Origin of the sequence: Microbacterium sp. NPDC089189 (assembly GCF_040685095.1) — a bacterium.
Lineage (GTDB): Bacteria > Actinomycetota > Actinomycetes > Actinomycetales > Microbacteriaceae > Microbacterium.
The window spans coordinates 23,507-36,494 of sequence record NZ_JBFBHG010000009.1 but is presented as its reverse complement, the minus strand read 5'-3'; the positions used below and the strand labels follow the sequence as shown (position 1 = coordinate 36,494).

The window sequence follows — 12,988 nt, the reverse complement described above, 5'->3', positions numbered from 1 at the left end:
CCCTCCTCCTGGTGGCTCACCGTTTAGGCGGTGTGCGCGTGCGACACGAACCGCCTCCGGGCGGTTCTTCTGCGTTGAGGCGGCCGCTCCCCCGATGAAGGAACGACCATGACCGGCACGACAGCGGATCTGCTCACCTCCCTGGCCTCCTCGGATGCCCCGTTCGCGCTGATCGCGCGCGACGACGCCTGGGTCGAGGTGCTGACCGGCGACGTCGTGGATGTCGAGCTGCTCGCGGACATCCCCCTGCTCGATGCGGAGGGGGTTCCCCGAGAGGTGCTGGCCCTCGTCCCCTACCGCCAGGTGCGCGAACGCGGGTTCGTCTGCCACGACGACGGCGCGCCGCTGCGCTGCCTCGTCGTCGACACGCACACCCGCCTTCCGCGCTCCGAGGTGCTCGCGGCCCTGCCCACGACCCCGGTCCCGCTCGCCGATCCCGGCTTCGACCTGTCCGACGACGAGTACGCCGACATCGTCCGCACCGTGATCGCGGACGAGATCGGACGCGGCGAGGGCGCGAACTTCGTCATCCGTCGCGACTTCACCGCCGCGGTCGACGCCCCCGAGCGCACGGCCGCCCTCACCTGGTTCCGCGCGCTCCTCGAGCACGAGCGCGGCGCCTATTGGACCTTCGCCGTCGTCACCCCCGGCCACGTCGCCGTGGGCGCGAGCCCCGAGGCCCACGTGAGCGCACGCGACGGCGTCGTCACGATGAACCCCATCTCCGGCACTTTCCGCCACCCCGCGGGCGGCGCCACGGTCGAGACGCTCAGCGCCTTCCTCGAGTCGACGAAGGAGACCGAGGAGCTCTTCATGGTCGTCGACGAGGAGCTGAAGATGATGAGCGCCGTCTGCACCGACGGCGGCCGCATCACCGGCCCGCATCTCAAGGAGATGTCGCGCCTCACGCACACCGAGTACATGCTGCGCGGCTCGTCGCGGCTCGACCCGCGCGACATCCTGCGCGAGACGATGTTCGCGCCGACGGTCACCGGGTCGCCCATGCAGAACGCGTGCACGGTGATCGCCCGCCACGAACGCGCACCCCGCGGCTACTACTCCGGCGTCGCGGCGCTCTTCACCCCCACGGGACGCGACGACGCGACGCACGACCTCGATGCCCCCATCCTCATCCGCACGGCCTACCTCGTCGACGGACGCCTCCGTGTCCCGGTCGGCGCGACGCTCGTGCGCCACTCCGACCCGGACGGTGAGGTGGGCGAGACCCACGGCAAGGCCGCCGGCGTGCTCGGCGCGATCGGGGCCGTGCCGCGCGAGGCGCGCGCGGACGTCGACGCCCCTACCGCCGCGCCGACACCGCTCGCGGACGACCCGGCCGTCGCCGCGCTGCTCGCCTCGCGCAACTCGCGGCTCGCCTCGTTCTGGCTGAACCCCCAGGCCGGCGGGGCGCACGTGGGCCCGTTCGCCGGACGTACCGCGATCGTGGTGGATGCGGAGGACCGCTTCACGACCATGCTCGCGCACCAGCTGCGCCACCTGGGGCTCGAGACGCGGATCGTGCCGTGGGCGGAGGCGGATCCCGCGCTCCTCGCCGCCGCCGACCTGGTCGTGTCCGGCCCCGGCCCCGGCGACCCCCGCGACGCCGACAGCCCCCGCATCCAGCGGATGCGGGGCGTCGTCGAGACGCGGCTGGCGTCGGGCCGACCGCTGCTCGCGGTCTGCCTGAGCCACCAGATCCTCGCCGACCGGCTCGGCATCGGTCTCGCGCCGCTCGATCGCCCGCACCAGGGCCTGCAGCTGGACGTCGACGTGTTCGGGCGCCCCGCATCCATCGGGTTCTACAACACGTTCACCGCGCGCCTCGCGCCCGGCACCGACGGGATCGACGGCGCCGAGGTGTCGGCGGACCCCGCGACGGGCGACGTCTACGCGCTCCGCGGGCCCGGCTTCGCCTCCGTGCAGGGGCACCTCGAGTCGATCCTGTCGCGCGACGGCATGATCACGCTGGAACGGCTGATCGGGCACGCGCTCGGCAGCGTCGCCGTCTGAGCGGGGCTACAGCAGCGAGACCGGGTTGAAGAGGTCCGCGAGGATCAGCGTGCCGCCCATCACGACGAGCGCGACGAACACGACCATCGTGAACGGCACGAGCCGGGTGGCGTCGACGGGCTTCGGCGCGGGGCGCGAGAACAGCCGCGCCCACGCGCGCTTGATGCCGTCCCAGAGCGCCACCACGACGTGACCGCCGTCGAGCGGCAGCAGGGGCACCAGGTTGAAGACGAACAGGGCGATGTTGAGCGATCCCAGCAGACCGATCATGCCGGCCACGCGGTTGAGGACGGGGGCATCGGATGAGGCGACCTCGCCCGCGATCACCCCGGCGCCGACGACGCTGAGCGGTCCGTTCGGGTCGCGCTCCTCGCCGGTGAACAGCGTCGCACCGGCCTCGACGATCTTGACCGGCAGCTGCCAGATGATCCCGGCGACCGCGCCGACGTTCTCGAAGGCCGCCTGAGGGCCCACCCAGATCGGTTGACGCACGAACTCCGAGGTCGGGCGGAAGCCCACGAAGCCCACGTCCGCGCCGTCGGACGACGGCACGGCGGTGGGGGTGACCGACAGGGTGCGCTCCGCGCCGCCCCGCTCGACGACGAACGTCAGGGTGCGACCGGCCGACTGCTGGATGATCGCGGACGCCTCGGCGAAGTCGGCGGTCGAGGTGCCGTCGATCGAGACGATGACGTCGCCCTCCTGCAGGCCCGCACGCTGCGCGGGCGTCTGGCCGGGCGCGCACTCCGAGGCGTCGGAGGCCGTGGCGGATGCGGGCACGCATGCACTGAGCGATCCGACCGTGGAGGATGCCGTCTGCACCCCGATCCCGCTGAACAGGATCGCGAAGAGCACGATCGCGAGCAGGAGGTTCATGAACGGCCCGCCGAGCATGATGACGATGCGCTTCCACATCGACAACCGGTAGAACGTGCGGTCTCCGGCGCCGATGAGGGTCTCCTCGTTCGCCGCCCGCGCGTCCTGCACCAGGGTGGAGAAGAAGCGCGAGGATGCGCGCCGCGGGGTCGTCTCGGCGCCGGGAGCGGGCGGGTACATGCCCGCCATCGAGATGTAGCCGCCCAGCGGCAGGGCTTTGAACCCGTACTCGGTCTCACCCCGTCGCCAGGAGAAGAGCGTCGGCCCGAAGCCGATCATGTACTGACCGACGCGTACGCCGAAGGCCTTGGCCGGCACCAGATGGCCGACTTCGTGGAGGGCGATCGAGATCGCGAGTCCGATCACCAGGACCACGATGCCGACCACGAAAGCGAGGATCGTCACCTGCCCACCGTAGTGGCGACGGCTTTGAGCCAGCCGAATGAGCGCCGCCCGACGGGCGCGCTCGGCACCGCCGTCGCGCAGGAGGAATCTCCCCGGCAGGACGATCGGCGCCGCATCCTCCTGCGGAGGGGATTGCTCCTGCGGGCGGGTGGCGCCGATCACGGCGGGCGAGGCCCCGTCTGGTTGAATGGACAGCCATGTCCTCCTCGAATCTGCCCCCGGTCCTGCGGCCCGAGCACCCCCCGACGCGCGCGCTGTCGGAGCTCGCCGACCGGTTCGGCGCCGAGGTGCGCGGCGACGCGTCGCACGTCACCCTCAACGGCATCACCCTCGCCACCGCCGACCTGCGGGCGGGCGAAGCATTCGTCGCGCTGCAGGGCGTGAACCGTCACGGAGCCGACTTCGCGGTGGATGCCGCCGCGAAGGGCGCGGTCGCCGTCATCACGGATGCCGCGGGCGCCGAACGGGCGAGCGCATCGGGCCTGCCCGTGCTCGTGCTCGAGGCCCCGCGGTCGCGCATGGGCGAGCTGTCGGCCTGGGTCTACGGCACCGGGCCCGACGACGACCTGCCGATCCTGTTCGCGCCCACCGGGACGAACGGCAAGACGAGCGTCTCGCATCTGCTGGAGGGCATGCTGGGCCAGCTGGGCGTCACGACGGGACTCTCGTCGACCGCAGAACGCCACATCGCCGGTCAGGTCATCGTGTCGCGGCTGACCACCCCGGAGGCCTCCGAGTTCCACGCGCTGCTGGCCCTCATGCGCGAGCGCGGCGTCGAGGCCGTGGCGGTGGAGGTGAGCGCGCAGGCGCTCAGCAGGCACCGCGTCGACGGCATCGTCTTCGACGTCGCCGCGTTCACCAACCTCTCCCACGACCACCTCGACGACTACGCCGACATGGCCGAGTACCTCGAGGCCAAGCTGGCGCTCTTCCGCCCCGACCGGGCACGTCGCGCGGTGATCTCGCTCGATTCCGCCGCCGCCGCCGAGGTCGTCGCCCGCAGCGAGATCCCGGTGACCACCGTGGCGACGCCCGACATCGCGGCGGACCGTGAGCTCGCCGCATCCGCCGAGTGGATCGTCGACATCCTCGACGAGCGCCCCGAGGGCACCCGGTTCTCGCTCCGCGGCCCGAACGGCGAGGCGCTCGAGACGGTCGTGCCGGTGATCGGGCGCCACATGGCCTCCAATGCGGGCCTCGCGATCGTGATGATGCGCGAGGCGGGATACGCCTGGGAGCGCATCGTGGCGGCCCTCGACGGCCGGCGGATCGAGGCGTACCTGCCGGGCCGCACCGAGCGGGTATCGGGCGAGACCGGGCCCGCGGTCTACGTCGACTTCGGCCACTCCCCCGACGCCTTCGAGAAGACCCTCGCCGCGGTGCGACGGGTCACCCCCGGACGCGTGCTGATGCTGTTCGGCGCCGACGGCGATCGCGATGCGACCAAGCGCCACGACATGGGCCGCACCGGAGTCGAGGGCAGCGACATCCTCGTCATCACCGATCACCACCCGCGCTTCGAGGACCCGTCCTCCATCCGCTCGACGCTCATCGAGGGTGCGCGCCGCGCGCGCCCCGACGCCGAGATCCACGAGTACTCGCCCCCGGAGGCGGCCATCGTGGCGGCCGTCGCACTCGTGGGCGACGGCGATGCGATCCTCTGGGCCGGCCCCGGCCACCAGGACTACCGCGACATCCGCGGCGTCCGCACGCCGTACTCGGCGCGCGAGCTCGCCCGGCGGGCGCTCCGCGACGCCGGCTGGGATGTCCCCGAGCCGCACTGGCCGGTCCCCTACTCCGACTGACCCCCGCACGTCCCGACGCCCGCGCTCTGCGCTCCGGCGCGGGTTATTCCTGGCCCGCACGCCCGCCTCCTCCCGCGGCCGCGTCCTACCGTGAAGCCAGGCCCGCCGGGCGGGCGCCCAACGACGACGCACACACCCGACGCGACCTGACCCACGAGGACAAGGAAGCGAGAACCATGAGCATCGTCAGCACGACCGGACTCACACGAGACGACAGCGACGCCCTCCCCACGGCGTGGACAGGCTTCACCCCGGGACCCTGGCAGGACGCGGTCGACGTCCGCGACTTCATCCAGCGCAACTACACCCCGTACACCGGCGACGCGGCGTTCCTGGCCGGCCCCACGGCCCGGACGACGCATGTCTGGGACACGCTCTCGGCCCTGTTCCCCGAGGAGCGCGAACGCGGTGTCTACGACATCGACCCCTACACGCCGGCGGGCATCACCGCCCACGCGCCCGGGTACATCGCGAAGGACGACGAGCTCATCGTGGGCCTGCAGACCGACGCTCCGCTCCGCCGCGCGATCATGCCGAACGGCGGATGGCGCATGGTCGAGGGCGCGCTCAAGACCTACGGCTACGAGGTGGACGACACCCTCAAGTCCATCTTCACGCAGTACCGGAAGACCCACAACGCGGCGGTCTTCGACGTGTACTCCCCCTCGGTCCGCGCGGCGCGCAGCTCGCACATCATCACGGGGCTGCCGGATGCGTACGGCCGCGGCCGCATCATCGGCGACTACCGGCGGGTGGCGCTCTACGGCGTCGACGCCCTGATCTCGGCGAAGAAGATCGACAAGCTCGAGCTGGACTCGACCCCCTTCACCGAGGACGTCGTGCGCGCTCGCGAGGAGCACGCGGAGCAGATCCGCGCCCTGGGTGAGCTGAAGCGCATGGCGGCGTCGTACGGCATCGACATCTCCGGCCCCGCCACCACCGCCCGCGAGGCCGTGCAGTGGCTGTACTTCGCCTACCTCGGCGCGGTCAAGGAGCAGAACGGCGCCGCCATGTCGCTCGGGCGCACCTCCACGTTCCTCGACGTGTACCTGGAGCGCGACATCGCGGCCGGGACGCTCACCGAGTCCGAGGCGCAGGAGCTCGTCGACGACTTCGTCATCAAGCTGCGCATCGTGCGGTTCCTGCGCACCCCCGAGTACGACGAGCTGTTCTCGGGCGACCCGACCTGGGTGACCGAGACCATCGCGGGGGTCGGCGAGGACGGCCGTCCGCTGGTCACCCGCACCTCGTTCCGCTACCTGCAGACGCTCTACAACCTGGGCCCCGCCCCGGAGCCGAACATGACGGTGTTCTGGAGCTCGGCGCTGCCCGGCGGCTTCAAGGACTTCTGCGCCCAGGTCTCGATCGACACCTCTGCGGTGCAGTACGAGTCGGACGACCTGATCCGCGCGGAGTGGGGCGACGACGCGGCGATCGCCTGCTGCGTCTCCCCCATGCGCGTCGGCAAGCAGATGCAGTTCTTCGGTGCCCGCGTGAATTTGGCCAAGACCCTGCTGTACGCCATCAACGGCGGCCGCGACGAGGTCTCGGGCGAGCAGATCGCCCCGCAGGAGGCGCCCGTCGGCGACGGCCCGCTCGATTTCGACGACGTGTACGCCCGCTTCGACCGGATGATGGACTGGCTGGCGGCGACCTACGTGGAAGCCCTCAACTGCATCCACTGGTCGCACGACAAGTACGCGTACGAGCGGCTCGAGATGGCCCTGCACGACAAGGACGTGCTGCGCACGATGGCGTTCGGCATCGCCGGGCTCTCGGTCGCCGCCGACTCCCTCTCGGCGATCAAGTACGCCACCGTCACCCCCGTGCGCGACGCGCGCGGCGTGGTCGTGGACTACCGGACCGACGGCGTGTACCCGGCCTACGGCAACGACGACGACCGCGCCGACGGCATCGCCGTCGACATCGTCGAGCGCTTCATGACCAAGCTCCGCCGGCACCCGATGTACCGCGACGCGCGACCCACGCAGTCGGTCCTCACGATCACCTCGAACGTCGTCTACGGCAAGGCCACCGGCAACACCCCCGACGGGCGCCGTGCGGGCGAGCCGTTCGCGCCGGGGGCCAACCCCATGAACGGCCGGGACACGCACGGGATGCTCGCCTCGGCCCTGTCGGTCGCGAAGGTGCCCTACTCGGAGGCGCAGGACGGGATCTCGCTCACCAACACCATCGTCCCGGCGGGCCTCGGCCGCACCGGCGAGGAGCGCAGCGGTCATCTGGCGGGCCTGCTCGATGCGTACTTCGACTCCCGCGGCTATCACATGAACGTCAACGTGCTGAACCGCGAGACGCTGCTGGACGCGATGGAGAACCCGGAGAACTACCCGCAGCTCACCATCCGCGTGTCGGGGTACGCGGTCAACTTCGTCCGCCTCACCCGCGAACAGCAGCTCGACGTGCTCTCGCGGACCTTCCACGGGGGGATGTGAGCGGACCATGACGATCGTCAGATCGCCGCTTCCGCGCGAAGCGACGCGACTCGACGCTCCGACCGAGGAGGCCTGCTCCGCCCGTCGCGGCGGGGCGGGCCTCCACGGCCTCCAGGTCGCCGACATCGATCGCGCCGCCCGGTTGGCGGCCATGCGCACGGGCGAGCTGGGCTCGGTCCATTCGTGGGAGCTCGTGACGGCCGTCGACGGGCCTGGGACCCGCATGACGCTGTTCCTCAACGGCTGCCCGCTGCGGTGCCTCTACTGCCAGAATCCCGACACCTTCGCGATGAAGGACGGGGTCCCGGTCATGGCGGAGGCCGTGCTCGACCGTCTTCGCCGGTACCTGCCGGTGTTCCGCGCCTCGGGCGGCGGACTCACGATCTCGGGCGGCGAGGTGCTCATGCAGCCGTCGTTCGCGACCCGCCTCATCCGCGGAGCCAAGGCGATGGGGGTGCACACGGCGCTCGACACCTCGGGGTTCCTCGGCGCCCACGCCTCCGACGAGCTGCTGGCCGACACCGACCTGCTCCTGCTCGACGTCAAATCCGGCGACCCCGACACCTACCGTCGCGTGACGGGGCGCGAGCTCGAACCCACCCTGGAGTTCGGCGAGCGCGTGGCCCGTCGCGGCGACACCGAGATCTGGATCCGTTTCGTGCTCGTGCCGGGGCTGACCGACGACCCCGACAACGTCGAGCTCGTGGCACGGTACGCGGCGTCGCTGAACGAGATCGCTCCGGGCACCGTCACGCGCGTCGAGGTGCTGCCGTTCCACCAGATGGGCCGGGACAAGTGGCGCGAGCTGGGACGCGCCTACCCGCTCGAAGACGCCCAGCCTCCCACCGTGGCGCTGCTGGACCGCGTCCGCGGGCAGTTCCGCTCACACGGCCTGACCGTCTACTGAGCGGATGCGGCGATGGCCGCGTCCGCGGAGCGGCGCGCCCATTGCTCGGCGTCGGCCAGCGCCTCACGCGTGAGGGCGGCCGGCGCCGTGTGCGCGTCGACCACGCGCTCGATGACCTCGACGATGCCGAGGAAGCCGATCCGACCCTCGTGGAAGGCGTCGACGGCCTGCTCGTTGGCGGCGTTGAAGACCGCGGGGTAGGTGCCGCCCGCTCGACCCACCCGCTTCGCGAGCGCCACCGCGGGGAACGCCGCCTCGTCCAGCGGCTCGAACGACCAGGTCGACGCCGTCGTCCAGTCGAGCGGTCGTCCCACCCCGGCCACCCGATGCGGCCAGTCCAGACCGAGCGAGATCGGCAGGCGCATGTCGGGCGGTGAGGCCTGGGCCAGGGTGGAGCCGTCGACGAACTCGACCATGGAGTGCACGATCGACTGCGGGTGCACCACGACGTCGATCGCGTCGTAGGGCACGCCGAACAGCAGATGCGCCTCGATGACCTCGAGCCCCTTGTTGACGAGCGTGGCCGAGTTGGTCGTCACCACGCGCCCCATGTCCCAGGTGGGGTGCGCGAGGGCCTCCGCGGGGGTCACCGCGGCGAGCTCCTCCCGGCGGCGGCCTCGGAACGGGCCGCCGGATGCGGTGAGCACGAGCCGTCCGACCTCGGAGGGGGCGCCCGCGCGCAGCGCCTGTGCGATCGCGGAGTGCTCGGAGTCCACCGGCACGATCTGGCCGGGAGCCGCGATCGCCGTCACGAGGTCGGCGCCGACGATGAGCGATTCCTTGTTCGCCAGCGCCAGCGTGCGTCCCGACTCGAGCGCCGCCAGCGTCGGGCCGAGCCCGACCGAGCCGGTGATGCCGTTGAGCACCACGTCGGCGGGCACATCGCGGACGAGCTGCTCGGCCTCCGCGGCCCCCAGCGCCGTGTGCGCGACGCCGAACCGCTCCGCCTGCGCCGCCATCCCGGCGCGGTCGCGGCCGGCGGCGAGGCCGACGACCTCGAACCGGTCGCGATTCGCCTCGATGACCTCCAGCGCCTGCGTGCCGATCGACCCGGTCGATCCGAGGATGACGACGCGCCGCATGAGCCCGCTCCGCTCAGCCCGCGGCGGGCGCGGTCGTGGCGAGGATGTCGACGACGAAGACGAGCGTCTCGTTCTGCAGCTCGTGGCCCTCGCTGGCGCCGTAGCCGAACGCCGGCGGCACCACGACCAGCACCTGGGAACCGACGGTCTGGCCCTCGAGCGCCTGCTTGAAGCCCTCGACCACACCCGACGTCGCAAAGGATGCGGGGGTGCCGCGGTCCCAGCTGGAGTCGAACACGGATCCATCCGACCACTTCACGCCGGTGTACTGCACCAGCACGGTGGCGCCGGGCTCGACGACGGCTCCGTCGCCCTTCTTGAGCGTCTCGAGCTGCACCTCGGTGGGCGCCTCGGTGTCGGGGATCTCGATCGTGGGGGCACCGGCGTCGTCGAGCGTCACCGTCGGGAGACCGTCGACCGGTTCCTGGGGCTCGCCCCACGCGGCATCGGGGGTGGTGCCGAGCAGGTCGATGACGAAGATCTGTGCGGGCGTCGAGCCGTTGGCGGGAAGCGTCGTCACGACGCGGGTGCCGATGGAGGCGCATCCGAGCACCTGACCGAGCAGCGACTGCGCCACGATCGGCTGCGGCGTGATCTCGCCCTCGGAATAGCCGGCGGATTCGAGCAGCTCACCGGTCGTCACGTCGAAGGCGGTGACCGCGTAGTTGACCAGGTCGCCGTCGGCGATCACCTCGCCGTCGCCCTCCGTGACGACGGTGCGCTGCGGATCGGTGATCTCCAGCGGTGCGGTGAAGGTCGCGGCGGGCTCCTGGCCCACCTCGCCCGTGACCTCGATGGCGTCCGAGGCGGCACCGGAATCCAGCACGCCCGCGCACAGGTCGGCGGACGCGGCGCTGGCGGTGGGAGTGGCCGCGTCGTCCGCGGCGGACGAGCATCCCGCCAGCACGAGCGCAGACAGAGCGGCAGCGGACAGGGCGAGCAGCGGGCGAACGCGCACGAGGGACCTCAATCGATCGGAGCGGGGGACGCTCCATCCTTGCGCATCAGGTCATGCGTCCGCTGGGAGGCGCCCGGATTCACCCTATGCGCGACGGGGAATGCGATCCGCAGTAGCCTCTTCTGGTGACCGAAGCGGAGAAACCCGACGTGCCCGACGAGCGCACGAGTGCGGAAGCACCGCTGAACGACACCGGATTCACCTACTTCGTGGGGCGGAACATCCTCGCCCCCCTCGCTCGGATGATCTACCGGCCCCGGATCGAGGGGCGCGCGCTCGTGCCGCGGACCGGCCCGGTCATCTTCGCGGCGAACCACCTGTCGTTCATCGATTCGTTCGTGATCCCCCTCGCCGCGCCCCGTCCCGTGCAGTTCCTGGCGAAGTCCAGCTATTTCGACGGCCCGGGCCTGAAGGGCAAGCTGTCGCGCGAGTTCTTCACGGCCCTCGGCGCGAGCCCGGTCGAACGCGGTGCGGGACAGGCCGCGCTCGACGCCCTCGACCAGCAGCGGCGCATGCTGGAGGCCGGCAAGCCCATCGCCCTGTACCCCGAGGGCACGCGGTCCCTCGACGGCCGCCTCTACAAGGGCCGCACGGGCGTGGCCTTCCTGGCACTGCAGACGGGTGCCCCCGTGGTTCCCGTCGGGCTCATCGGCACCAACGAGGCGATGCCGGTCGGAGCCAAGTTCCCCCGTCTCAGCCCCCGCGTGACGATCCGGTTCGGCGCACCGCTCGACCTCTCGGCCCACGGCGCCGCGAACTCGGGCCGCGCCCGGCGGCTCGCCACCGACGAGATCATGGCCGCCATCCACGCGCTGTCCGAGCAGGAGCTCGCGGGCACCTACAACGAGGTGCCCGCCCACGGGACGATCGAGCGCATCAAGCAGGTCCTGCCGCACGAACGCCGCTGACCGGCTCGCGGCGCGGTGTCAGGACGCCGCGGTGATCTGCGCCTCGTGGCGCACCGGGAAGTTGACGGAGTTCGCGATGAAGCACCAGTCGTGGGCCTGCGCGTGCGCGGCCTCGGCGGCCTCGATCATCGACGCGTCGGCGACGACGACCCGCGGATGCAGCACGACCTCCGTGAACCACCCCGCCCCCGTGCTCTCCACCGTCATCGTGGCGGTGGCGTCGTCCTCGTAGGACAACACGGTCACTCCCGTCGTCACGCACGCGTGCAGGTACGACAACATGTGGCACTGCGAGAGCGACCCCAGCAGCATGTCCTCCGGGTTCCACCGCTCCGCATCCCCGCGGAAGGGCACGTCCGCGGAGGCGAGCAGGTCGGGCTTGCCCTCGATCGACAGCGTGACGGATCGGTCGTAGTCGCGGTATCCGCTGGTCCCCGCGCCCCGGTCGCCCGTCCACGTCGCATGCAGCCGATAGTGATGCTCGCTCATCGCCCCAGTCTGACATGCGCGTACGGGCACGGGGATAGGCTGAGAGGATGCCCGAGACGTTCCCCGTGACCGCCGCCGTCGAACTCGCCGTGGTGGAGCGCAGTGGCTTCGTCGAGTCACGACACAGCGGTTCCGCGGTCGTCCTCGCCCCCGACGGGACGACCATCGCCTCGCACGGCGCCCCCGGCGCCGCGGTCCTCCCCCGCTCCACGCTCAAGCCCCTGCAGGCCCTCGCCTGCGTCACGGCCGGCGCGTCGCTCGGGGGCGAGCGCCTGGCGCTCGCGACGGCGAGCCACAGCGGCACCGAGCGTCACGTCGCGGTCGTGCGGTCGATCCTCGAGGAGGCGGGACTCACCGAGGACGATCTCGGGTGCCCGCCCGCCTGGCCCGGCGACTCGGCCGCCCGCGACGAGATGGTACGCGATCATGCCGCCCCCTCCCGGCTGCGCATGAACTGCTCCGGCAAGCACGCCGCCATGCTGCTGGCCTGCCGCGCGAGCGGATGGGACACCGCGAGCTACCTCGACCCGTCGCACCCGCTGCAGCTGCACATCCGCGAGGTCATCGAACGGCTCAGCGGTGAGCGCCCCTCGGCGACGGCGATCGACGGGTGCGGCGCCCCGGTGCACGCGGTCACCCTCACGGGTCTTGCCCGCGGCATCCACCGGATGGGCACCTCGTCGGAGCGCTCGCCGTTCGCGCTGCACCGCACGGCGGCGGCGCTGATCGCCGCGGTCCGCGAGCACCCGTGGACGATCGACGGCCCCGGTCGCCCCGACACCGTCGTGATCGAGCGCACGGGCGTGTTCGCCAAGACCGGAGCCGAGGGGCTGATCGTCATGGTCGCCCCCGACGGCACGACGGCGGCGGCGAAGATGCTGGACGGCTCCTCACGCGCCGCCAGCACGGTCGCGCTGCGCCTGCTCGAGCGTGCGGGCGCCGTGACGACGGCGGATGCGGACCGGGCGCGCACCGACCTGGGGCTCGCCGTGCGCGGCGGCGGTCAGATCGTCGGCGTCATCCGCCCCGTGGTCTGATCCCGTCCGGCCGCACGCTCTCCCGAGAACGGGACGGCCGCGCCGCCCGACGGGGGCC

10 protein-coding genes are annotated in these 12,988 nt (G+C 71.8%); 6 read left to right on the top strand and 4 right to left on the bottom strand.

Going from position 1 to position 12,988, the window contains the following annotated elements; genetic code table 11:
- The first annotated feature begins 108 nt into the window (after positions 1–108).
- Entirely contained in the window at positions 109–2,010 is a 1,902-nt protein-coding gene (locus AB0N73_RS06950) for a chorismate-binding protein (RefSeq protein WP_363561751.1), read from the top strand.
- A gap of 6 nt (positions 2,011–2,016) precedes the next feature.
- Here the strand turns inward: AB0N73_RS06950 and AB0N73_RS06945 are convergent, their stop codons facing one another.
- Positions 2,017–3,291 carry a M50 family metallopeptidase gene (locus AB0N73_RS06945; RefSeq protein ID WP_363561749.1) on the bottom strand — a complete coding sequence of 425 codons (1,275 nt, stop codon included), beginning with the start codon at positions 3,289–3,291 and terminating at the stop codon, positions 2,017–2,019.
- A 197-nt stretch (positions 3,292–3,488) separates the two neighbouring features.
- Here AB0N73_RS06945 and AB0N73_RS06940 point away from each other — a divergent pair, with 197 nt between their 5' ends.
- The 3 genes from AB0N73_RS06940 (at position 3,489) to pflA (ending at position 8,456) form a co-directional block, all read left to right on the top strand.
- Positions 3,489–5,096 carry a UDP-N-acetylmuramoyl-L-alanyl-D-glutamate--2,6-diaminopimelate ligase gene (locus tag AB0N73_RS06940; protein ID WP_363561747.1) on the top strand — a complete coding sequence of 536 codons (1,608 nt, stop codon included), beginning with the start codon at positions 3,489–3,491 and terminating at the stop codon, positions 5,094–5,096.
- Positions 5,097–5,272: 176 nt separating this feature from the next.
- A complete protein-coding gene (pflB, locus tag AB0N73_RS06935) occupies positions 5,273–7,549 on the top strand; it encodes a formate C-acetyltransferase (RefSeq protein WP_363561745.1) in 2,277 nt (758 codons plus the stop codon).
- 7 nt (positions 7,550–7,556) lie between these two features.
- Positions 7,557–8,456: a pyruvate formate-lyase-activating protein gene (gene pflA, locus AB0N73_RS06930; RefSeq protein WP_363561743.1), complete on the top strand. Its 900-nt coding sequence runs from the start codon at positions 7,557–7,559 to the stop codon at positions 8,454–8,456.
- On the opposite strand, the gene dxr is transcribed toward pflA, so the two are convergent.
- Both dxr and AB0N73_RS06920 read right to left on the bottom strand, forming a co-directional pair.
- On the bottom strand, positions 8,450–9,538 hold the full coding sequence (gene dxr / locus AB0N73_RS06925) for a 1-deoxy-D-xylulose-5-phosphate reductoisomerase (protein WP_363561741.1): 1,089 nt from the start codon (positions 9,536–9,538) through the stop codon (positions 8,450–8,452). The genes pflA and dxr overlap by 7 nt on opposite strands.
- A gap of 13 nt (positions 9,539–9,551) precedes the next feature.
- Positions 9,552–10,496, bottom strand: coding sequence for an FKBP-type peptidyl-prolyl cis-trans isomerase (locus AB0N73_RS06920; RefSeq protein WP_363561739.1), 945 nt, complete (start codon positions 10,494–10,496; stop codon positions 9,552–9,554).
- A gap of 182 nt (positions 10,497–10,678) precedes the next feature.
- On the opposite strand from AB0N73_RS06920, the gene AB0N73_RS06915 reads away from it, so the two are divergent.
- Positions 10,679–11,404, top strand: a complete 726-nt coding sequence (locus AB0N73_RS06915) for a lysophospholipid acyltransferase family protein (protein WP_363561907.1) — start codon at positions 10,679–10,681, stop codon at positions 11,402–11,404.
- A gap of 18 nt (positions 11,405–11,422) precedes the next feature.
- On the opposite strand, the gene AB0N73_RS06910 is transcribed toward AB0N73_RS06915, so the two are convergent.
- Positions 11,423–11,893: an OsmC family protein gene (locus AB0N73_RS06910; RefSeq protein WP_363561737.1), complete on the bottom strand. Its 471-nt coding sequence runs from the start codon at positions 11,891–11,893 to the stop codon at positions 11,423–11,425.
- A gap of 47 nt (positions 11,894–11,940) precedes the next feature.
- Between AB0N73_RS06910 and AB0N73_RS06905 the strand changes: the two genes are divergently transcribed.
- Complete coding sequence (locus AB0N73_RS06905; protein ID WP_363561735.1) at positions 11,941–12,930, top strand: asparaginase; 990 nt, start codon at positions 11,941–11,943, stop codon at positions 12,928–12,930.
- Positions 12,931–12,988: the final 58 nt, after the last annotated feature.